Genomic DNA, 20,831 nt, shown 5'->3' with positions numbered 1-20,831 from the left:
GTACTTGCCAACGCGATCGGCCGATTCGTCAGCCGACACCGCCGCGGACCCCCCACGACAACGCTCTCCGGTGGCGCCTCCATCGACCGAATGCCTCCGTCGTGGTTCACTCGACCCCATGAGGCAGGACCCGCGATGAGGCGGCCCGCGACCCGGGTCGCCGACCTGCTGAACCCGGCGGCGCTGCTGCTGCCCGCCGCGAACGTCATCATGCAACTGTCCCTGCCCGGCGTCGGCTACGGCGTGCTTGAAAGCCCGGTCGACAGCGGCAACGTCTACAAGCACCCGTTCAAGCGGGCCCGCACCACCGGCACGTACCTGGCCGCCGCGACAATCGGCACCGACGACGACCGCGCCCTCATCCGCGCCGCGGTCGACGGCGTCCACCGGCGGGTCCGCTCGATCCCGTCAAGCCCGTTGCGCTACAACGCCTTCGACCCCAAGCTGCAGCTCTGGGTCGCCGCCTGCCTGTACAGGTATTACGTCGAGCAGCACGAATTCCTGCACGGCCCGCTCGACGATGCCAGCGCCGACGCCGTCTACCGCGACGCCAGCCGGCTGGCCACCACGCTGCAGGTGCCCGAGAGTTCGTGGCCGACCGACCGGGCGGCGTTCGACGAGTACTGGAAACGCTCCCTGGACGGGCTGCGCATCGATCCGCCGGTGCGCGAGCATCTGCGCGGGGTCGCCTCGCTGGTGTTCCTGCCGTGGCCGTTGCGGTGGCCGGCGGGCCCGTTCAACCTGTTCGCGACGACGGGCTTCCTGGCGCCGGAGTTCCGGGCGCTGATGCGGCTGGACTGGTCGGCGCGCCAGCAGCGCCGGTTCGAGTGGCTGCTGGCCGCCCTGCGGCTGGCCGACCGGCTGATCCCACATGGGGTGTGGATTCTGAGCTATCGGCTTTATTTGTGGGACATGCGTTCTCGCGCACGACGCAACCGGCGCATCGTCTAGCCTCGCCGGCCGGCGTCAGCGCACGGTGGCGAAGAACGCCCGCACGTCGTCGACGAACAACTCCGGCTGCTCGAACGCGGCGAAATGCCCGCCGCGCGGCATGTCCGTCCAGTGCGTGATGTTGTAGACCGGCTCGCACCACCGTCGCGGTGCCTTCAGCAGCTCACCGGGGAAAGCGGCCACTCCCGTGGGCAATTCGACGCGGTCCAGTTGCCCCCAGACCCGGAAGCTCTCCCAGTACAGGCGGGCCGACGAGGCGGCGGTCGCGGTGACCCAGTACATCATCACGTTGTCCAGCAGTTCGTCGCGGGTCAGCACGTTCTCCGGGTGTCCGTCGCAATCCATCCAGGCCCAGAACTTCTCGACGATCCACGCCAGCTGGCCCACCGGCGAATCGACCAGCCCGTAGCCCAGCGTCTGCGGCCGGGTCGACTGCTGCTTGGAATAACCGGTGCCCCATTTGCGATGGAACGCCAACGCCTCCAACGCCTTCCGCTCGTCCTCGGTCGGATTCTCGAGGGCCTCGGGGGTGGGCCGGCCGATCGGCATGTTCAGGTGGATGGCCGCGCAATGACCCCGATTGCGTCCGATCTGCGTGGTCACCGCGGCACCCCAGTCCCCGCCCTGGGCGCCGTAGCGGTCGTAACCGAGGCGCAGCATGAGCGTCTCCCAGGCGTTCGCGATGCGTTCGACGCCCCAGCCGGTGCGGGTGGGCTTGCCCGAGAACCCGTAACCGGGAAGCGACGGGCAGACGACGTGGAAGGCGTCCTCGGCTCGTCCCGACGGCGGGTTGGTCAGCGGCTCGATCACCTTGTGGAACTCCACGATCGAGCCGGGCCAGCCGTGGGTGATGAGCAGCGGGAAGGCGTCGTCGTGCGGCGAGCGCTGATGGATGAAGTGGATGTCGAGCCCGTCGAGCTCGCTGAGGAAGTGGTCGAATCGGTTCAACGCGGCCTCGCGCGACCGCCAGTGGTAGTCGTCGGCCCAGTAGTCGGCCAGGTCCCGGGTGTAGGCGAGCGGGATGCCCTGGCTCCAGTCGTCGACGCACTCGGCCTCGGCCCACCGCGTGCGCGCGAGCCGGGAGCGCAGGTCGTCGAGCACGTCGTCGGGGACGTCGATGCGAAAAGGTCTCACGGAGTGCACCATTCGTCGTCCTCGAGGCGCGGCCGCCGGCTGGCGCGCTCGAGCTCGCTGGCGCGGCGGTCGACGTCGGCGATCAGCGTGCGGGCCATGCCCATGAGTTCATGGATGTCATAGCGTGTCCGCGGCGGCGCAGAGGTCGCGTTTGGTCGCGGGCTGCCGAACGGCCGCCCGGGCGCCGTTTCTCCCGGGGCGGAGAACTCGGCATCGTCGCGCACGCCCCCGACCTTGCCATACCGGTAGGCGCCGGACAACGGAGCGCCTGCGGTCGTCAGCCCGACAGGCCGTTGCGTCCGTTGATGCCGCCGATGAGATACCCGCCGAAGCCACCGGGGCCGCCGACGCCCGCGAGTCCGTTGCTGAAGTTGAGGCTGGACCCACCGGCGCCACCGGCGCCGCCCAGGCCGTAGATCAAGCTACTGCCGTAGCCACCGTCGCCGCCCCACCCGGCGACGAAGCCGTTGCCGCCGGTCCCGCCGATGCCGCCGATGCCCATGAGGAACCCGCCGCTGCCGCCGAAGCCGCCGTCACCGGCGACGCCGCCGGGACTTGCCCCGCCGGTCCCGCCGGGACCGCCGTTGCCGAAGAGCCCGACGGCGTTGCCGCCGTTGCCGCCGAACCCAGCCTGGCCCGCACCGATGGCGACCCCGCCGGTCCCGCCGCGACCGCCGTTGCCGTACAGGAACCCCCCGCTACCGCCGCTGCCGCCGTTCTGGCCGGGTCCCCCGGACCCGCCGGCGCCGCCACTGCCCCACAGCAGGCCGCCGTTTTGGCCGTTGGCCCCGGTTCCCGGCGTGCCGTCGGCGCCGTCGCCGATCAGCGGCCGCCCCAGGAATGTGTTGAATGGTGCGTTGATCGCGTCGAGCAGATTTTGCAGCGGGTTGGCGCTGGCGGCCTCGGTGGCGGCGTAGGCGCCCGCCCCGGCGTTCAGGAGTTCGACGAACTGCTGGTGGAAGGCCGCCGCCTCGGCGCCGAGGGCCTGGTACGCCTGCGCGTGCGCGCTGAACAGCGATGCGACGGCCGCGGAAACCTCGTCACCGGCGGCGACCGCCAAAGCCGACGTCGGCCCGGCCGCCGCCGCGTTGGCCGCCGTGATGCTCGACCCGAGTTGCACCAGGTCCGAGGCCGCCGCCGTCACATACTCCGGTACCGCAATGACATAGGACATTCCGACCTCCGACCGACACGGCGACCGCCCGATGGTCGCCGATGCGCCAAAGCGTATTCCTCGGCACGCCTACCGATCCCAAGTTTCGGCAGATACCGGGCGACGTCCAAGCGGCGCTCGAGTTGGCCGCGAGGCGACGGAGCCGCTTGGCTGTGCGGGCGGCTCCGCCGCGGCGAGGATCGCCGGCGCCGCGCGCGGCGATCAGAATCGTCGCGATCAGCCGAACTGCTCGGCGGCCGTCCATGTCGACGTGGCAATCAGGTCGCCGCGGTCGAGCGCCGCGGCGCGGTGCTCGTGAACCCGGGCGTACTCCTCGGTGGTGACCATCTCCAAAAACGCTGCCGGCGTGGGATATTCGACGATGAGGATCGCGTCCCACCACGGCTTACTGCCGTCACCGATGACGACGGCCGGCGCGGCGCCGCCGTAGCGGATCTTGGCGCCGACACGCTCCAGGTGCGGCGCCACCTCCTCGCCGTATTTCAGATAGCTCTCGAGGCCGCCGGGCTTCTTGAACTGCAGCAGATTGACCATCAGCACGGGGGCGTCGGCCGGTCGCGCCGCGAGTGCGGCCACCTGCTCGGGGGTGGTCTCTATCGAGGTGGTCATGAGCTACTCCTTCCGGGTGTGGTGGCGTTTCACGAACCACCGACTCCACCATGCCGGGCCGGCGCATCCGCCGTCTTGACCGTTTAGGACAACGTTTTCGCCTTTGAGGACACGCGGCCTCCGACTAGCATCACGTGACGTGTCGGTCGTGCGCGGCACCGCGCTCACGGACTACCCGGACCTGGTCACCGAACTCGGAGGTGACCCGACCCGGTTGCTGCGTCGTGCCGGAATACGCCGACAGGACATCGGCGAGTACGAAGTCTTCATCTCGCTGCCGCGCGCGATCCGAGCCATCGAATCGGCGGCCGACGAAACGCGCGTGCCCGATTTCGGCCGGCGGCTCGCCCTGCGCCAAGGCATCGAAATCCTCGGCCCGGTCGGCGTGGCGGCACGGACGGCGGCCACCGCGGGCGATGCCCTGGGGATCTTCGGCACCTTCATGGCCGCCTACAGCCCCGCCATCGTCGCGCACGTCGCGCCGATGAGCGACAGGCCCGAACGCTCCTTCTTGGAGATCCGGTACCTCCTGCGCCCGATGCCGCCTTCGACACAAAGCATGGAGCTTTCCCTCGGCGTCGCGCTCAAGGTATTGCGGCTGCTACTCGGCGGGCATTACTGCCCGCTGTCGGTCCACCTGCCACACCAGCCCGTCACGCCGACCGCTGCGTATCGCGAATACTTCGGCTGCAACGCCCGTTTCAGCGAGCCCGCGGCCGGGTTCACCCTGCGATCCGCCGACCTGGCAGCGCCGCTTCAGCACGACGAGCTGGCGCACCGGGCCGTGGTCGAATACCTCAGCACCCTGATCGGGCGGCGCGACCCGGACATGAGCCAGTCGGTGCGCACCATCGCCCGGCAACTGCTGCCCACCGGCGCCGCCAAGCTCGACGTGATCGCGGCGCAGTTCAACGTGCATCCGAAGACGCTGCAGCGCAGGTTGGCCGACGAGGGCACAACGTTTTTCGCGCTCGTCGACGACCTGCGCCGCGACACCGCCGAGCACTATCTGCGCGACACCGACATCGACCTCTCGCACCTGACGCGCGAGCTCGGCTACACCGAGCAAAGCGTGCTGACGAGGTCGTGCAAGCGCTGGTTCGGGACGGGCCCGTCGGCCTACCGGCGTGCGCTTCGGTCGCGGAAACGTTCGGCGAATCCCTGATGGACGTTCCAGCTCCTCGAGCGACGCGCGGGGATCCTCAGACGCGGGCGAGGAAGACGCGAAGCCGGTCGAGCAGGATGTCGGGACGTTGTTCGGGAAACCAATGTCCCACCCCGTCAACCAGTTCGACGTCGAAGTCTGTGGTCCGCTTCTCATAGCCGCGCAGCAGCGTCGGCGTGAGCACCGGGTCTGCGGTGCCGTGGAGCCAGCGAACCGGCACCCGGACGCGCGCATCGGCATACGTACCACCGAGCCAGGGTAGGAACTCGCGGACGAGAAAGGCTCGATACCAACGCGATCCGGCGACCGCGTGGCCGCGTTCGCTAAAGCGTTGCGCATAAAGCCAGAAGTCACCGTCGCCGATGGCGAAGCCCCCGCCCACCCACGAGGTGAGCACACGGAAGAACCGGCCCTTCGGGTCGGCGATGAGCCGCGGGCCCACCAAAGGCAGTGCGATCGGGACCTGGTACCAGAAGCGCCACAGGTGGCGAAGCGTCGCCAGATCCGGCTTCAGCCAGGGCGCGACGGTGTTGACGCCGAAATAAGCGGTCACACGTTCGGGGTGGCGCAGCATCATGATGAACGAGACCGGCCCGCCCCAGTCGTGGGCCACCAGCCTGACCGGCCCGACGCCCATCCGGTCGAGCACGGCAGCGAGGTCGTCGGCCATTTCGACCTTCGTATACCGGCAGTCCGGCGCGGAACTCCAGCCCGCGCCTCGCAGGTCCGGGCACAGTACCCGATAGCCATCGTCCGCGAGGGGCCCGATGATCTCGCGCCACTCCCACCAGTTCTGCGGAAAGCCGTGCACCAACATGATCGGCGGCCCGTCGGCCGGTCCGGCCTCGGCGACGTGGATGGTGACTCCGCCACCCAGTTCGACGAAATGGTGGCGCACACCCACTAGTCGCGGCATAGATTCCGCCGAGGTCTCGTCGGGTCGAGCCGGAACTGCATTGTGCGCCATGGCCTTACCTGTCACTCTGTGTGGTCAACGCACACAGCATGCGGCAGCGCAGTACGTCCCGTCTTGACAGATTGAGACTGCTATTTGATTTTCAGAGACAGGCCGGGGTCGTCACTGCTTGACCATCGCGGCGTGGATGCGGTCCTCGGGCTTGATCAGGTGGTCGTGACTGTCGTCGCCGATTGCGAGCTGCACCCAGGCGATCTCGCCGTTGAAGCCGTTTCCGGCCGGACCGTAGTCGGGCGAGGCGGGCGAACCGGTGTCGGCGCCCACGTCACAGGCCTCGTCGGCGGAATAGGCCATCGGGATGGTGATCTCGACACGGCCGCTGCCGACTGGCTCGCCGTCGTAGTACAGGGTGACGGTGCCGCCCTTGGCCAATCCTCCACCGTCGTAGGCGAATTCCATGCGCACCTGGTGCTCGCCCGCGGGAATCGGCCGCTCGGCGGTGACCATGAAGTACTGGATGCCGAAGAAGTTGTAGCAGTACTTCAGCCGGCCCTCGTGGGCGTAGAGCGACCAGCCGCCAACGCTGCCGCCCTGCGTCACGATCACCCCCTGGGCGCCGGCGTCCGGCACGGTGATGTCGGCGGTCACCGAGTGCGACTTGTTCTTCATCACCAGGATGCAGTTCTCGCTGACCCGCATGCCGGGGAACAGCAGCTGCGTGTCGCCGCGGATCAGCTGCGGCCGCCCGGCCAGGTCGGCGTTGATCCGCTCGAAGGACCGGTCGTCGAGCGGCACGACGTTGTACTTGACCGCCTCGATCAGCCACAGCCGCTGCAGTTCGGCCAGCTTCTCGGGCATCTCGGCGGCCAGGTCGTGGGACTGCGTCCAGTCGTCGGGCGCGTAGAGCTCCCACACGTCCTCGTCGAACGGCGGGGCGTCGACGAGCCACGGGGTGCGGTGCTTGGTGACCGCGGTCCAGCCCTGGTGGTAGATGCCCCGGTTGCCCATGATCTCGAAGTACTGCACGTCGTGGGTCTCGGGGGCGTTGCCGTCGCGCAGCATCGGCAGCATCGACACGCCCTCCAGCGGGGCCTGCTGGATGCCGTTGACTGAGGTGGGCTCGGGCAGCCCGGCCGCCTCGAGGATCGTCTTGGCGACGTCGATCACGTGGTGAAAGTGGTTGCGGGACTGGCCTTTGTCGACCAGACCGCGCGGCCAGTGCACGACGGTGCCGTTGCGGGTCCCGCCCCAGTGCGAGGCGATCTGCTTGGTCCACTGATACGGGGTGCACAGCGCGTGCGCCCAGCCGACCGCGTAGTGGTTGTAGGCCCGCGGCGTGCCGAAGTCGTCGATCTTGGAGAGCAGGAACTCCGTGGTCTCGATGCCCGGCATCCCATTGAGCGTGGTCATCTCGTTGAAGCAGCCGTTGGGCGTGCCTTCGGCCGAGGCGCCGTTGTCGCCGATGATGTAGTAGACCAGCGTGTCGTCGAGGGCGCCGAGGTCGTCGATCGCGTCGATCACCCGGCCGACCTCGTGGTCGGTCTGCTCGAGGAATCCGGCGTAGATCTCCATCTGCCGCGCCAGCACCGGTTTCAGGTCGGCGGGCATGTCGTCCCACGCCGGAATCTCCTTGTGCCGCTTGGTCAATTGCGCATCCGCCGGAATCACGCCCAGCTTCTTCTGCCGCGCGAAGATCTCCTCGCGCAGCGCGTCCCAGCCCCGGTCGAACTTGCCCCGATACCGGTCGGACCACTCCGCGGGCACGTGGTGCGGGGCGTGGGTGGCGCCGGGAACGTAGTACATGAAGAACGGCTTGTCCGGGGCGAGCGCCTTCTGCTGGCGCACCCATCGGATCGCGTGGTCGGCGAGGTCCTCGTTGAGGGTATAGCCCTCCTCCGGGGTTTTTGGCGGCTCGACCGGCTGGGTGCCCTCGTACAGGCCCGGGTAGTACTGGTTGGCCTCGCCTCCGACGAAGCCGTAGAAGTACTCGAATCCCGACCCGGTCGGCCATTGGTGGAACGGCCCGACGGGCGACACTTCCCAGGCCGGCACCTCGTGGCACTTGCCGAACTGCGCCGTCGAATAGCCATTGAGCTTGAGGATTTCCGCGATCGGCGCCTTGTTCTTGGGCCGCACACTGCTGTTGCCGGGAGCGGAGGTGGCCATCTCGGTGATCGCGCCCATCCCCACCGAGTGATGGTTGCGCCCGGTGAGCAACGCCTGCCGGGTCGGCGAACACAGGGCGGTCGTGTGGAAGCGGTTCAACTTCAGGCCGCCGGCCGCGAGCCGGTCGGCGGTCGGCGTGTTGCAAGGACCCCCGAACACCGAGGCGGCGGCGAACCCCACGTCGTCGAGCATCACGATCAGCACGTTGGGGGCGCCCGCCGGCGGGCGCAGCATGGTGATCGGCGGGTACTTGGTGTTCGGGTCCTTCGCGTCATAGGTGGTCAGCCCGATGTGCCGGGGATCCGGGAGCGGCAGGGTCTCACGCAACAGAGGCGGCACCGATGCGCCGTTCGTTTCGCCATGGCCCTGAGCCGAGGAGTCCGTCATCCCGTTGCCCTTCTCGAAAATTGCTGGTCGACCGTCCTTTTGTGATACCTGCGGCCTTCCCGATTTCCAAGGGCCTTTGGTTAGTAGTGCGCTCCCCCTGTTCGGGTCAGCCGTGGGCCAGGACCTTCGGGAGCGCGCGGGCCAGCGGCTGCACCAGTCTCGGCGAGAGCCGGTGCAGCAGGTAGGGCGCCAGCACATGGGTCCGGGGCGAGGCGACGATCAGCCGCGGGCGCGCGATCGCGTCGAGCACCGCGGCGGCGACGGTGTCCGGCGACGCACCGTGCTTGTCGTAGAACGCCGCGATCCTGGCCTGTTCGGCGCTCAGCTCACCACGCATGATGCCCTCCCGGATGATCGGGGTGTTGATGATGCCCGGGCACAGCGCGACGACGCGAATGCCACGCGGCCGAAGCTCGGCATTGAGCGCTTCGCTCATTCCCACCACGCCGAACTTGCTCGCACAGTAGGGGGCCATCCGTGCGACCGGGTGCAGCCCGGCCTCGGACGCGGTGTTGATGACGATGGCCTTGCGGCCCTGCTCGAGCATCCGGGGGACGAACGCCTGAACGCCGTACGCGACGCCGAGCAAGTTGATCCCGATGACGCGCTGCCAGTCCTCGACCGTGGTGGCGTCGATGTCGGCCCCATGGCCGATCCCGGCGTTGTTGTGCAGGACGTCGACGTGACCGTCTTGATCGAACACGGCCTTGGCCAGCGCCTCGACCTCGTCGGGCCGGCTCACGTCGATTGCGTGATCGACTGCGCCGCGGCCGATCTCATTCGCGACGGCGGCTGCCGCGTCCGCGTTGATGTCGGCGATGTGGACCTTGGCCCCGCGCCGCGCCAGTAGCCGCGCGGTGGCCGCGCCGATCCCCGAGCCGGCGCCCGTGACGACCGCCGTCTTGCCCGTCAGGTCGATGTTCTTTGCCATGGTGGTTCCTTCTCGACAATGTGGATTCCCGCCGCCTCATGGTGCGCGCGACCCGGACCAGGAATCTTCACAGAAGAAGACAACCTTTTAGCACTTAGAGACGGGCGTTGGGCCAACACTCGGCTTGTCGCCACTTGCACATCGCGGGAATCACGTTGTCTCGCAGCGCGATATATTTACCCCTCAGTCACCCGGCCACTCGCCGGTCCATTTCTCGAAGAGCCGGGCGCCTTGCCGGTCGATCACGGTCTTAACCACCGAGTAGATGGCGCCCTCGACCGCCGCGGCAAACACGACCTCCTTGAACGGGTAGCCGGTGCTCAACGCGTTCGGCGGTTCGGACTGCTCGTCCGGGCTGGCCCGGCGCCAGACCTGCTTGAAGACCATCCCGGCGACCAGCCCGCCCAGGGTCGAGCTGACCAGCCCCACGGGTCGGTAGAGGATTTTCGCCGATGCGCTGGTCTTGTTGCCGGACACTAGTTGTCCCGGCGGCGGAGCCAGACGACCACGCCGATCGCAACGGCCGCGGCGATCGCAATGACGGGCACCGAGGGCTTCAGCGCGCCGCGTTCGTCGGTCGCCTTGTCCACCACCAGGTCCTTGGCCTCCCGAGACTTCTCGGCCACCCGCTCCTTGGTTTCGGCGGCCTGCTCCTTGGCGCGGCCCTTGACGTCGAGCTTGGCCGTCAGTGCGCCGACGGTCTCGCCGAGTTCCTCCCGCGTCCGCTCGATGTCGGCCTGGATGTCCTCGACGCTCGCCTCCTGCCCGGGTTCCGGCGGCGTGCGGTCAGGTCCTGTCATGGCGTGCGTCCTTCACTTCTCGGATGTCTTCCTTGACGCTGGCCACCGTTCGCGGTGCCGGTGCGACTTGGCGTACCTGACCCCTGCTGACCAGCGCGGCTATACCGGCGACGACGAACAGCACCGCGGCGACGATGACGGCGGCCGCCCAGACGGGCAGCGCCAGCGACAGGGCCGCCACCGCCGCGGCGATCACCGCGCCCAGTCCGAAGAAGGCCAGCAAACCGGCAACGCTGAACAAGCCCGCGCCGAGGCCGGCGTGTTTGGCGGAATCCTGGAATTCCTTTTGCGCCAGCCGCATTTCGTCGCGCACCAGACGAGACGTCTGCGCGGACAGCTGGCTCATCAACTCGCCGATCGACGCGTCGGCGCTCGACGATGAATCGATGCTCATCGTGCTCCTTTCCCGCCGGCCGAGTCTGGCCGGCTATTCCATGCGGCCGTGGGAGCTTCGCAGCCGACGGCCGAGCTCGACGTCGCGCTGCTTCTTGGCTTCCTTCTTCTTGGCCACCCGGGTATCGCGCATGGGCAGCTGAAGCTCGCGCTCGGCGGGCATGCCCGCCTGCAACTGTCGCCCGCGTTCGAGTTCCGCATCGAGTTCGGCTCCGAACAACAACGCCAGGTTGATGATCCACAACCACAGGAGGAACACGATGGCGCCGGCGAACGTGCCGTAGGTCTTGTTGTAGCTGCCGAAATTCGCGACATAGAGCGCGAACAGCAGCGACGCGCCGATCAGCACGACGATGGCGATCGCCGCGCCCACGCTGATCCACCGGAACTTCGGCTGGCGCACATTCGGAGTCGCGTAGTACAGGATCGCCACCGCCGCGATCACCAGCACGAGCAGCACCGGCCAGCGGGCGATGCTCCACACCGTGAGCGCCGCGTGCCCGAGCCCCATGGCGTCACCGACGGCTCGGGCCACCGGACCGCTGACCGCCAACAACAGGGCCACCACCCCCGCCATGACGATGCCGGCGAGCGTCAGGCCCAGCTGCAGCGGACGCAGCTTCCAGACCGGGCGCCCTTCCTCGATCTCGTAGATGCGGTTCATCGCGCGCCCGAACGCGCCGATGTAGCCCGACGCCGACCACAGCGCGCCCACGATGCCGGCCACCAGGGCGAAACCGGCCGACGGCGAGTTGACCAGCTGCTCGACCGGCCCACGCAAGGCGTCGACAACGGACGGCGGCCCGACCTCGCCGACGATTTGGAGCACCGCGTCGGTGGTCCGCCTGCCCTGACCGAACACCCCGAGCAGCGAGACCATCACCACCAGCGCCGGAAACACCGACAGGACGGCGTAATACGTCAGCGCGGCGGCCAGGTCGGTGCACTGGTCGTGGCCGAACTCGCGGGCGGTCTTGCGCAGCACGTACAGCATCGACGGCCTGGTCAGGTCGGTTGGCGACTCCGGCTTCAGCTCGTGGTCCGGGTCGGTTACGGCGACGTCACCGCGCGGTTCTGCATCGCTCACAGGGGGCCGGGTACCCAAACTGTCGGCGATGGAACGTCGGGGGGCAAATCGATGCACACCCCAGGCTGTGACTGCCGGTTGTTGCGGGGCCCATGAGATGGCCGGCGCGATTTCCCCACCGAGGACCGAGTTCCCGATCCGTTGCGAATGCTACTGAGCCGCAACGTTTTTGGAGATCCGCATTAGTTCGTCCAAGCGGCACGATGCGTGAGCCGAAAGCAAGTAGCGCTGGGCTGAATCGCAGCCGCCGCCAGCGAGACTGCTGCTAGCGGTTGCGAAGTGTTGTTCACCAATCGCATTCGTCCGGGATAGCACCGGAAATCGGTTCGGAAGCGGACAACGTGGGTCACTACGCCCACCCCGCGGGCCGAACCGATGTCGGAGGGCTTGCGCCGCTGGGCCGATGCGATGAGGGTGGGCGATCGGAAGCATGACAGCTGTGAATCAGAAGCAGACCCGTGACGCGTCACCCGTTCAAACGGTCGCAGTAATCTGCGACCCCGACGCTGCTCCGGCGGAAATCGCCGACCACCTCCATCGGGAGCTGCCGACGCTGTTGGCGGAGGCATGCAGCGGATCCGCGACGTTCGATGTATGCCTGCACCGCGAACGACTACCGATCGGTCCGCAGGGAGACAATCAAGCCTTGATTGAGCGCGCAGGGCAGATGAGGCGACAGCATGGCTGGGACGCGGCCGTTTGCGTCACGGACTTGCCCTTATGCGGCGAACGCAATGAACCTTTGGTCGCCGATTTGAATATTAAGAGCAGCGTCGCGGTCTTATCACTTCCGGCTTTTGGAGCCCCTAGATTGCGGCCGCGAGTCACCGACGTGATGGTGCACATCTTCCAGGAGCTCATTCCGGCCGTCTGTAAGCCTGCCCGGACTGATCGGCCAACTCCGTCATTAAGAGGCCGAAACCTGCCGGGCCCGTTCCGGCTCGTCGAACCCGAGGCCGCTGGTATCGATGCGCAGGTGGTAGCCACTCGGGGCCTGTGGCGCCAGCTTCTCGGGATGGTGCGAGCCAACCGGCCATGGCGGTTATGGCTCGGATTGCGGCGAGGTGTGGTCGCAGCGCTGGCGTTCAGCCTTCTTTTGCTCATCAATCCGACGGTGTGGGAGCTAGGTACAGACCAGAGCTGGTATCGCCTGCTGACGATCTCGCTGTGTCTGGTCGCTGCAATGGTGACCTGGCTGATTTTCTACCACCACCTGTGGGTGAGCCGGGATCAGGAAGTCGCGGATCGCCTGCAGCTCTTCCTGTTCAATGCGTCCACCGTCATCACTTTCATCGTCGGCTTGAGCGTCGCTTTCGTCGGGTTGTTGGTCCTGAATTTCCTGGTTTCTCTTCTAGTGCTCTCCGACAACGTGCTGGCGAGGCACTTCGGGTCCTCGCCCAGCCTCTTCGAGTACTTCAAATTGTGCTGGATGGCGACTGTGGGCGCGTCAGTGGTTGGCGCACTGGGAACGGGATTCGAAAGTGAAGAAGACATCCGGCAGGCTGCGTACGGCCGCCGCGAGGCGGAGCGACGCAAACAGTGGGGTAGTGCGATGAACACAGGATCCGAGTCCTCCTCGGACACCGAGGACGTCCAGGATTGATGGCGGCACCGATTCACACCTCATCCAGCCGCGGGAACAGCACCTCGGGCAGGATGCGTTGGATTGCGACCGCCAGTCGCTTTCGGAGCTGTCCGCTGACGTCGACAGGGTCACTGCGATCTAGCCCGCAGCGTCACGTCCCGCGCAATGGTGGCACTCCGTCAGTCGTACCGACCGACCGAACGCCGTCGGCACATCCTTGGCACAACGGGGGTTCGCATATCAGAGTGATCTTGACCGCGGTATGTCGCTGACCTCGATGAAGCCTGGTGGGCGCGGACGGTATCGAACCGCCGACCGCTGGTGTGTAAAACCAGAGCTCTACCACTGAGCTACGCGCCCCGTGAGCCCGGAAGGCCCGCGCCGCAGGCTACCCGTCCCGGGCCCGGACACCCAAACTTCAGCTGCGCAGCGCCGCCAGAGCTTGCGACCACAGTCGCTGGTCGCGGGACTCGCCGGGCTGCTTCATCTCGGCGAACCGGATGATGCCCGACCGGTCGACCACGAACGTGCCGCGGTTGGAGTAGCCGGCGTCGGCGTTGAACACGCCGTAGGCCTGGCTGACCTCGCCGTGCGGCCAGAAGTCCGACAGCACCGGGAAGGTGAACCCGCTCTCGATCGCCCAGATCTTGTGCGTCGGTGGGGGCCCCACCGAGATGGCCAGCGCCGCGCTCTCGTCGTTCTCGAATTCCGGCAGATGGTCACGCAGCGCGTCCAGTTCGCCCTGACAGATGCCCGTGAAGGCCAGGGGGAAGAACACCAGCAGCACGTTCTTGGCGCCGCGGTAGGAGCTCAGGGTGACGCGTTGCTGGTTCTGGTCGCGCAGAGTGAAGTCGGGGGCGGGGGCGCCGACGTCCAGCATCAACGCTTCCCGGTCCGGGACTTCGGCTGCACCAGGCGGCTGGCGCTCCAGTCGCCCAGGTTCACCGACGACGTCGGCATCAGCCCGGCGGTGGGGGCGGCCTCGGCGATGTCGGACGGCAGCACATGCCCGGCCTTACCGGTCTTGGGCGTCAGCACCCAGATCACGCCGTCCTCGGCCAGCGGGCTGATCGCGTCCATCAGGGTGTCCACCAGGTCGCCGTCCCCGTCGCGCCACCACAGCAGGACTACGTCGACGACCTCGTCGGTGTCCTCGTCGAGCAGGTCGCTGCCACAGGCTTCCTCGACCGCCGCGCGGATGTCGTCGTCGGTGTCCTCGTCCCAGCCCCACTCCTGGACGACTTGGTCCCGTTGGATGCCCAGTTTGCGAGCGTAGCTCGGGGCGTGATCCGCCGCGACCACCGTGGAGCCTCCTACTTCTGTCCGAGCCGTGCGATGGGGATTATCGTCGCATAGCCGCGACGCGGTCCACACCCGTGCCTCATGGGGGCCATCAGAACGAAGCCACGCACAGCTTGATCGCCTTCGTCTTGGCGTCGTTGAGCGCATCGACGCGCTTGTTGAACTCCCCCGTCGACGCGTGCGTGCCGATCGCGTTGGCCACCCCGTGGGCGGCGTCGATGTACGCGTTGAACGAATCCTTCAGCTGCTGCGAGAGCGCGTCGCTGAAGCTGTTGGAAACCGTTGAGGCGCTGTTGTTCAGGGCGTCGATGGCCGGGCCTTCGGTGGGGCCCGTGTTGCGGCCCGCGTTGTAGGCCCCGACGAACGCGTTCACCTTGTCGATGGCGTCCTTGCTGGTGGTCGCCAGGTTGTCGCACGAGGTGCGCACCGCCCGGGTCGTCAGCGACTGCTGGCGCTGCGACTCCCGGATGCTCGACGTCGCCGACGAGGCCGACACCGACGCCGAGACGGATTGCCGGTAGGCCGGCGCCACCTTGGTGTCGGGCGTGGCCGTGCCGTTGGTGACGCTGGTACAGCCGACGATGCCGATCAGCGTCACCGCTACACAACCGAGCGCCTGGGCGCCTCGCTTCCTGGACACCCCCGCGGCTTCCCGCGCAAGGACGGTACGCCATCCGATCCGCACGGTTGCTGACGTTACCGGGTGCTCCCGGGGCCGCGGGAGCACACACACCGACTCGATATCCCTAGATTGCCCGCTACCCGCCGGAAACGTCGGTGCGGCACGATAGAGGGACCCGGCACGAGCGGAGAACCCGCCAACCACAGGAGCACCCGTTGACCACCGAGTTCGCGCGCAACGATCTGGCCAAAACCCCTAGCAGCGCAAGCGAACCCGACCGGGTTCGGGTCATCCGCGAGGGCGTGGCGTCCTACCTCCCCGACATCGACCCCGAGGAGACGTCGGAGTGGCTGGAGTCCTTCGACCAGCTCCTCGAGCGCTCGGGGCCGGCGCGGGCCCGCTACCTGATGCTGCGCCTGCTCGAGCGGGCCGGCGACCAGCGGGTGGCGATCCCGTCACTCACGTCGACCGACTACGTCAACACCATCCCGACCGAGCTGGAACCGTGGTTTCCCGGCGACGAGGACGTCGAGCGTCGCTACCGGACGTGGATCAGGTGGAACGCCGCGATCATGGTGCATCGGGCCCAGCGCCCGGGAGTCGGCGTGGGCGGCCACATTTCGACCTACGCCTCCTCGGCGGCGCTGTACGAGGTCGGGTTCAACCACTTCTTCCGCGGCAAGTCGCATCCCGGCGGCGGCGACCAGGTGTTCATCCAGGGCCACGCATCCCCCGGCATCTACGCGCGCGCCTTCCTCGAGGGCCGGCTCAGCGAGGACCGGCTCGACGGCTTCCGCCAGGAGCACAGCCACCCCGGCGGCGGGCTGCCGTCCTATCCGCACCCGCGGCTGATGCCCGACTTCTGGGAGTTCCCCACCGTGTCGATGGGCTTGGGCCCGCTGAACGCCATCTACCAGGCGCGGTTCAACCACTACCTGCACGACCGAGGCATCAAGGACACCTCCGACCAGCACGTGTGGTGCTTCCTGGGTGACGGCGAGATGGACGAGCCGGAGAGCCGCGGGCTGCTGCACGTCGGGGCGCTCGAGGGCCTGGACAACCTGACGTTCGTCGTCAACTGCAACCTGCAGCGCCTCGACGGGCCAGTGCGCGGCAACGGCAAGATCATCCAGGAGCTGGAGTCGTTCTTCCGCGGGGCCGGCTGGAACGTCATCAAGGTGGTGTGGGGCCGCGAGTGGGACGCCCTCCTGCACGCCGACCGCGACGGCGCGCTGGTCAATCTCATGAACACCACCCCCGACGGCGACTACCAGACGTACAAGGCCAACGACGGCGCGTACGTGCGCGACCACTTCTTCGGCCGCGACCCGCGCACCAAGGCGCTGGTCGAGAACATGACCGACGCGGAAATCTGGAACCTCAAGCGCGGCGGCCACGACTACCGCAAGGTGTACGCCGCCTACCGCGCCGCCGTCGACCACAAGGGTCAGCCGACGGTCATCCTGGCCAAGACCATCAAGGGCTACTCGTTGGGCGCGCACTTCCAGGGCCGCAACGCCACCCATCAGATGAAAAAGCTTGCGCTGGAAGACCTCAAGCACTTCCGCGACTCCATGCGCATCCCTGTCAGCGACGCGCAACTCGAAGAGAACCCCTACTGCCCGCCCTACTACCACCCCGGGCCCGACGCCCCGGAGATCCGCTACATGCTCGACCGCCGGCGGACCCTCGGAGGCTTCGTGCCCGAACGCCGGACCAAGAGCAAGGCGCTGCGGCTCCCGGGCCGCGAGACCTACGCCGCGCTGAAGAAGGGGTCCGGGCAGCAGGAGGTCGCCACCACCATGGCGACCGTGCGCGTGTTCAAGGAAGTGATGCGGGATAAGGAAGTTGGCCCGCGCATCGTGCCGATCATTCCCGACGAGGCCCGCACCTTCGGCATGGACTCGTGGTTCCCGTCGCTCAAGATCTACAACCGCCTGGGCCAGCTCTACACCGCCGTCGACGCCGACCTGATGCTCGCCTACAAGGAAAGCGAGGTCGGGCAGATCCTGCACGAGGGCATCAACGAGGCCGGGTCGGTGGGCTCGTTCATCGCCGCCGGGACGTCGTACGCGACGCACAACGAGCCGATGATCCCGATCTACATCTTCTATTCCATGTTCGGGTTCCAGCGCACGGGCGACGACCTGTGGGCCGCCTCCGACCAGATGACCCGCGGCTTCCTGCTCGGGGCGACGGCGGGCCGCACCACCCTGACCGGGGAGGGCCTGCAGCACGCCGACGGCCACTCGCTGCTGCTGGCCGCCACCAACCCGGCCGTGGTGTCCTACGACCCCGCGTTCGCCTACGAGATCGCCTACATCGTCGAAAGCGGGCTGGCCCGCATGTATGGCGAAGGCCCGGAGAACGTGTACTTCTATCTCACCGTCTACAACGAGCCGTACCCGCAGCCACCCGAACCGGAGAACTTCGACCCCGAGGGCCTGCTGCGCGGCATCTACCGCTACCGCGCGAGCACCGAGCAGCGGTCCAGCAAGGCCCAGATCCTGGCGTCGGGGGTGGCCATGCCGGACGCGCTGAAGGCCGCCGAGATGCTGGCCGCCGAGTGGGACGTCGCCGCCGACGTGTGGTCGGTGACCAGCTGGGGCGAGCTCAACCGCGACGGCGTGGCCGTCGAGAAGGAGAAGCTGCGCCACCCGGACCGCCCGGCCGGAACGCCGTACGTCACGCAGGCCCTCGCGAAGGCCGAGGGGCCGGTGGTCGCCGTGTCCGACTGGATGCGCGCGGTCCCCGAGCAGATCCGGCCCTGGGTGCCGGGCACCTACGTCACGCTGGGCACCGACGGGTTCGGCTTCTCCGACACCCGGCCGGCCGCGCGGCGGTTCTTCAACACCGACGCCGAGTCCCAGGTGGTCGCGGTGCTCGAGGCGCTGGCGCGCGACGGGGAGATCGACCCGTCGGTGCCCGTCGCGGCCGCCCGCCAGTACCGGATCGACGACGTCCAGGCCGCCCGCGGGCAGAGCGCCGAGGCGGGCACGGCCACCTGAGGCTTGCTTCGCCGAGCGTTACGCCAGCGTGGCGCTCGCCGCCCAGCGTCACACCAGCGTGACGCTGGCGGCGGCAAGGCGCCACGGCCGGGCCTCGCTTTAGCGGTAACCCCCAAAAAGAGGCGTAGGTTTTAGGGGTGAATGACAACGCGTTCGCCGGGCCGTTCGCCAAACACCCCCGCTCGCCGCTCGAACTGCTCGACACGGTGCCCGAGTCGCTGCTGCGCCGGTTGAAGCAGTACTCCGGCCGGCTGGCCACCGAGGCCGTCTCGGCGATGCAGGACCGCCTGCCGTTCTTCGGGGAGCTGGAGGCGTCGCAGCGGGCCAGCATGGCCCTGGTGGTGCAGACCGCCATCAACAACTTCGTGGAGTGGATGCAGGACCCGCACAGCAACGTCAGCTACACCGCGCAGGCGTTCGAGCTGGTGCCCCAGGACCTGGCCCGGCGGATCGCGCTGAGCGACAGCGTCGACATGGCCCGGGTCACCATGGACTTCTTCGAAGAGGTGGTGCCGCTGGTCGCGCGCTCCGAGGAGCAGCTGACCGCCCTGACCGTCGGCATCCTCAAATACAGCCGCGACCTGGCGTTCACCGCCGCCTCGGCCTACGCGAACGCCGCCGAGGCGCGCGGCAGCTGGGACAGCCGGATGGAGGCCAGCGTGGTCGACGCGGTGGTGCGAGGCGACACGGGCCCCGAATTGTTATCCCGGGCGGCCGCGCTGAACTGGGACACCACGGCCCCCGCGACGGTCGTGGTGGGCATCCCGGCGCCCGACCGCGGCGACTTCAAGGGCTCGAACGGCCAGATCGGCACCCAGCGCGCCAGCCAGCACGTCCGCGACATCGCGGCGAGCCACGGCCGCGCGGCCCTCACCGACGTTCACGGCACCTGGCTGGTGGCCATCGTGTCCGGCCAGCTGTCGCCCACCGACAAGTTCCTCGGCGAACTGCTGCAGGCGTTCTCGGACGGGCCCGTGGTCATCGGCCCCACCGCGCCCATGCTCACCGCGGCCTACCACAGCGCCAGCGAGGCGATCTCCGGGATGAACGCCGTCGCCGGCTGGCGGGGGGCGCCGCGGCCCGTGCTCGCGCGCGAACTGCTCCCCGAACGGGCTCTGATGGGCGACGCGTCGGCCATCGTCGCGTTGCACACCGACGTCATGGGGCCCCTGGGCGACGCCGGGCCCACCCTCGTCGAGACCCTTGACGCTTTCTTAGACTCCGGCGGCGCCATTGAGGCGTGCGCCAGGAAATTGTTCGTTCATCCAAACACCGTCCGCTACCGGCTCAAGCGGATCACCGACTTCACCGGCCGCGACCCCACCGACCCGCGCGACGCATACGTGCTGCGTGTGGCCTCGACGGTGGGCCAGTTGAATTACCCCACGACTCCCCCAAGTCCGCCCGGTTTCGGCACTACAACGGCGCCGCCGGTGCCGCTGCCGGTCAACGGCGCTGCGCGGGCCAAGACCGCTCGTCAGTGATCCACGCAACAGATAGCGGCTCTGTATCAAACACGTAGCTTACGGAGCTATTTTGTAGGGAGTAAACAAAAACCTAAGACGAGGTTCATAATCTGATACACCCGCCAAAACCGTTTCCACAGTGTTCTCTTAGACACGTGATCGCATTGCTCGCGCCCGGACAGGGCTCGCAGACCGAGGGGATGCTCTCGCCGTGGCTGGAGCTGCCCGGCGCCGCCGACCAGCTGGCGCTGTGGTCGAAGGTAAGCGGCCTGGACCTCGCCCGCCTGGGCACCACCGCGTCGGCCGAGGAGATCACCGACACCGCGGTCACCCAGCCCCTGGTCGTCGCCGCAACCCTGCTGGCTCACCAGGAGATGACCAAGCGCGGGCTGCTGGCCGGCAAGGACCTCATCGTCGCGGGCCACTCCGTCGGCGAGATCGCGGCGTACGCGATCGCTGGCGTGATCTCCGCCGACGACGCCGTCTCCTTGGCGGCCACCCGCGGCGCCGAGATGGCCAAGGCGTGCGCCATCGAGCCCACCGGCATGTCCGCCGTGCTGGGCGGCGACGAGGCCGAGGTGCTCAGCCGCCTCGAGCAGCTCGACCTGTTCCCCGCGAACCGCAACGCCGCCGGGCAGATCGTCGCGGCCGGCTCGCTGACCGCGCTGGCGAAGCTGGCCGAGGACCCGCCGGCCAAGGCCCGGGTCCGCGCCCTCGGCGTGGCCGGCGCCTTCCACACCAAATACATGGCTCCGGCCCTCGACCGCTACGCCGCCGCGGCGGCCGCGGTCGCCACCGCCGAGCCCACCGCCACGCTGCTGTCCACCCGCGACGGGCAGCCCGTCGCGTCCGCGGCCACGGCAATGGAGACGCTCGTCGCGCAGCTCACCCAGCCCGTGCGCTGGGACCTGTGCACCGCGACGATGCGCGAGCGCGAAATCGAGGAGATCGTGGAGTTCCCGCCCGCGGGCACTCTCACCGGTATCGCCAAACGAGAGCTTCGGGGGGTTACGGCCCATGCCGTCAAGTCGCCCGCAGACCTGGACGCGCTGGCCGAAATCTAAAGCCGGCCCGTCCAGTTGTAAGAACCAGCACAACCACATAACACGTCTGTTCTGTTATCACACAACACATT

At 68.1% G+C, this 20,831-nt stretch carries 19 protein-coding genes, 1 tRNA gene and 1 pseudogene; 6 read left to right on the top strand and 15 right to left on the bottom strand.

Translation table 11 applies throughout. From position 1 onward, the window contains the following. The first annotated feature begins 135 nt into the window (after positions 1 to 135). Positions 136 to 951: an oxygenase MpaB family protein gene (locus GPY60_RS05500; RefSeq protein ID WP_197283547.1), complete on the top strand. Its 816-nt coding sequence runs from the start codon at positions 136 to 138 to the stop codon at positions 949 to 951. A gap of 15 nt (positions 952 to 966) precedes the next feature. On the opposite strand, the gene GPY60_RS05495 is transcribed toward GPY60_RS05500, so the two are convergent. From GPY60_RS05495 to GPY60_RS05480, 4 genes and pseudogenes are all read right to left on the bottom strand, one after another. After that, positions 967 to 2,085, bottom strand: a complete 1,119-nt coding sequence (locus tag GPY60_RS05495) for an epoxide hydrolase family protein (protein WP_156686627.1) — start codon at positions 2,083 to 2,085, stop codon at positions 967 to 969. Beyond that, positions 2,082 to 2,309: a hypothetical protein gene (locus tag GPY60_RS05490; RefSeq protein WP_156686626.1), complete on the bottom strand. Its 228-nt coding sequence runs from the start codon at positions 2,307 to 2,309 to the stop codon at positions 2,082 to 2,084. The genes GPY60_RS05495 and GPY60_RS05490 overlap by 4 nt, the downstream gene beginning before the upstream one ends. 98 nt (positions 2,310 to 2,407) lie before the next feature. Further along, a pseudogene (locus GPY60_RS27500) lies at positions 2,408 to 3,259 on the bottom strand (PE family protein); the annotation flags it as partial. Between the two features lie 216 nt (positions 3,260 to 3,475). Beyond that, positions 3,476 to 3,868 carry a DUF1330 domain-containing protein gene (locus GPY60_RS05480; protein ID WP_156686624.1) on the bottom strand — a complete coding sequence of 131 codons (393 nt, stop codon included), beginning with the start codon at positions 3,866 to 3,868 and terminating at the stop codon, positions 3,476 to 3,478. Between the two features lie 139 nt (positions 3,869 to 4,007). On the opposite strand from GPY60_RS05480, the gene GPY60_RS05475 reads away from it, so the two are divergent. After that, positions 4,008 to 5,033, top strand: a complete 1,026-nt coding sequence (locus tag GPY60_RS05475; protein WP_156686623.1) for an AraC family transcriptional regulator — start codon at positions 4,008 to 4,010, stop codon at positions 5,031 to 5,033. A gap of 37 nt (positions 5,034 to 5,070) precedes the next feature. Here GPY60_RS05475 and GPY60_RS05470 read toward each other — a convergent pair whose 3' ends face one another. From GPY60_RS05470 to GPY60_RS05440, 7 genes are all read right to left on the bottom strand, one after another. Next, positions 5,071 to 6,000 carry an alpha/beta fold hydrolase gene (locus tag GPY60_RS05470; protein WP_197283546.1) on the bottom strand — a complete coding sequence of 310 codons (930 nt, stop codon included), beginning with the start codon at positions 5,998 to 6,000 and terminating at the stop codon, positions 5,071 to 5,073. A 111-nt stretch (positions 6,001 to 6,111) separates the two neighbouring features. Continuing rightward, positions 6,112 to 8,502, bottom strand: coding sequence for an arylsulfatase (locus GPY60_RS05465; RefSeq protein ID WP_156686621.1), 2,391 nt, complete (start codon positions 8,500 to 8,502; stop codon positions 6,112 to 6,114). A gap of 106 nt (positions 8,503 to 8,608) precedes the next feature. Then, positions 8,609 to 9,433 carry an SDR family oxidoreductase gene (locus tag GPY60_RS05460; RefSeq protein WP_156686620.1) on the bottom strand — a complete coding sequence of 275 codons (825 nt, stop codon included), beginning with the start codon at positions 9,431 to 9,433 and terminating at the stop codon, positions 8,609 to 8,611. A 183-nt stretch (positions 9,434 to 9,616) separates the two neighbouring features. Then, positions 9,617 to 9,910: a DUF4235 domain-containing protein gene (locus GPY60_RS05455; protein WP_156686619.1), complete on the bottom strand. Its 294-nt coding sequence runs from the start codon at positions 9,908 to 9,910 to the stop codon at positions 9,617 to 9,619. Continuing rightward, a complete protein-coding gene (locus GPY60_RS05450; RefSeq protein WP_156686618.1) occupies positions 9,910 to 10,233 on the bottom strand; it encodes a DUF3618 domain-containing protein in 324 nt (107 codons plus the stop codon). The genes GPY60_RS05455 and GPY60_RS05450 overlap by 1 nt, the downstream gene beginning before the upstream one ends. Further along, positions 10,220 to 10,627 (bottom strand): phage holin family protein, encoded by a 408-nt coding sequence (locus GPY60_RS05445; protein WP_156686617.1) that lies wholly within the window; start codon positions 10,625 to 10,627, stop codon positions 10,220 to 10,222. The genes GPY60_RS05450 and GPY60_RS05445 overlap by 14 nt, the downstream gene beginning before the upstream one ends. A gap of 33 nt (positions 10,628 to 10,660) precedes the next feature. Next, the gene (locus GPY60_RS05440) at positions 10,661 to 11,713 is read right to left on the bottom strand and encodes a YihY/virulence factor BrkB family protein (protein WP_231639358.1); all 1,053 of its coding nucleotides are present in this window, start codon (positions 11,711 to 11,713) and stop codon (positions 10,661 to 10,663) included. A gap of 439 nt (positions 11,714 to 12,152) precedes the next feature. On the opposite strand from GPY60_RS05440, the gene GPY60_RS05435 reads away from it, so the two are divergent. After that, positions 12,153 to 13,316 carry a hypothetical protein gene (locus GPY60_RS05435; RefSeq protein ID WP_156686616.1) on the top strand — a complete coding sequence of 388 codons (1,164 nt, stop codon included), beginning with the start codon at positions 12,153 to 12,155 and terminating at the stop codon, positions 13,314 to 13,316. Positions 13,317 to 13,583: 267 nt separating this feature from the next. Here GPY60_RS05435 and GPY60_RS05430 read toward each other — a convergent pair. From GPY60_RS05430 to GPY60_RS05415, 4 genes are all read right to left on the bottom strand, one after another. Continuing rightward, positions 13,584 to 13,658: transfer RNA gene (locus tag GPY60_RS05430), tRNA-Val, on the bottom strand. Positions 13,659 to 13,716: 58 nt separating this feature from the next. Further along, the gene (locus GPY60_RS05425; protein ID WP_156686615.1) at positions 13,717 to 14,178 is read right to left on the bottom strand and encodes a peroxiredoxin; all 462 of its coding nucleotides are present in this window, start codon (positions 14,176 to 14,178) and stop codon (positions 13,717 to 13,719) included. Further along, positions 14,178 to 14,600 carry a DUF3052 domain-containing protein gene (locus GPY60_RS05420; RefSeq protein WP_156686614.1) on the bottom strand — a complete coding sequence of 141 codons (423 nt, stop codon included), beginning with the start codon at positions 14,598 to 14,600 and terminating at the stop codon, positions 14,178 to 14,180. The genes GPY60_RS05425 and GPY60_RS05420 overlap by 1 nt, the downstream gene beginning before the upstream one ends. 91 nt (positions 14,601 to 14,691) lie before the next feature. After that, entirely contained in the window at positions 14,692 to 15,285 is a 594-nt protein-coding gene (locus tag GPY60_RS05415; RefSeq protein WP_370462650.1) for a hypothetical protein, read from the bottom strand. A 152-nt stretch (positions 15,286 to 15,437) separates the two neighbouring features. Here GPY60_RS05415 and aceE point away from each other — a divergent pair, with 152 nt between their 5' ends. The 3 genes from aceE to GPY60_RS05400 all read left to right on the top strand — a co-directional run bounded on the left by aceE (position 15,438) and on the right by GPY60_RS05400 (position 20,760). Beyond that, positions 15,438 to 18,230: a pyruvate dehydrogenase (acetyl-transferring), homodimeric type gene (gene aceE / locus GPY60_RS05410; RefSeq protein WP_156686613.1), complete on the top strand. Its 2,793-nt coding sequence runs from the start codon at positions 15,438 to 15,440 to the stop codon at positions 18,228 to 18,230. 137 nt (positions 18,231 to 18,367) lie between these two features. Next, a complete protein-coding gene (locus tag GPY60_RS05405) occupies positions 18,368 to 19,714 on the top strand; it encodes a PucR family transcriptional regulator (protein ID WP_156686612.1) in 1,347 nt (448 codons plus the stop codon). Between the two features lie 137 nt (positions 19,715 to 19,851). After that, positions 19,852 to 20,760 carry an ACP S-malonyltransferase gene (locus tag GPY60_RS05400; protein ID WP_156686611.1) on the top strand — a complete coding sequence of 303 codons (909 nt, stop codon included), beginning with the start codon at positions 19,852 to 19,854 and terminating at the stop codon, positions 20,758 to 20,760. Positions 20,761 to 20,831 lie beyond the last annotated feature (71 nt).

Origin of the sequence: Mycobacterium sp. Marseille-P9652 (assembly GCF_902652685.1) — a bacterium.
Classification (GTDB): Bacteria; Actinomycetota; Actinomycetes; order Mycobacteriales; family Mycobacteriaceae; genus Mycobacterium.
Note: the sequence above shows the minus strand (reverse complement) of the source record. Positions and strands in the feature narration are given on the sequence as shown.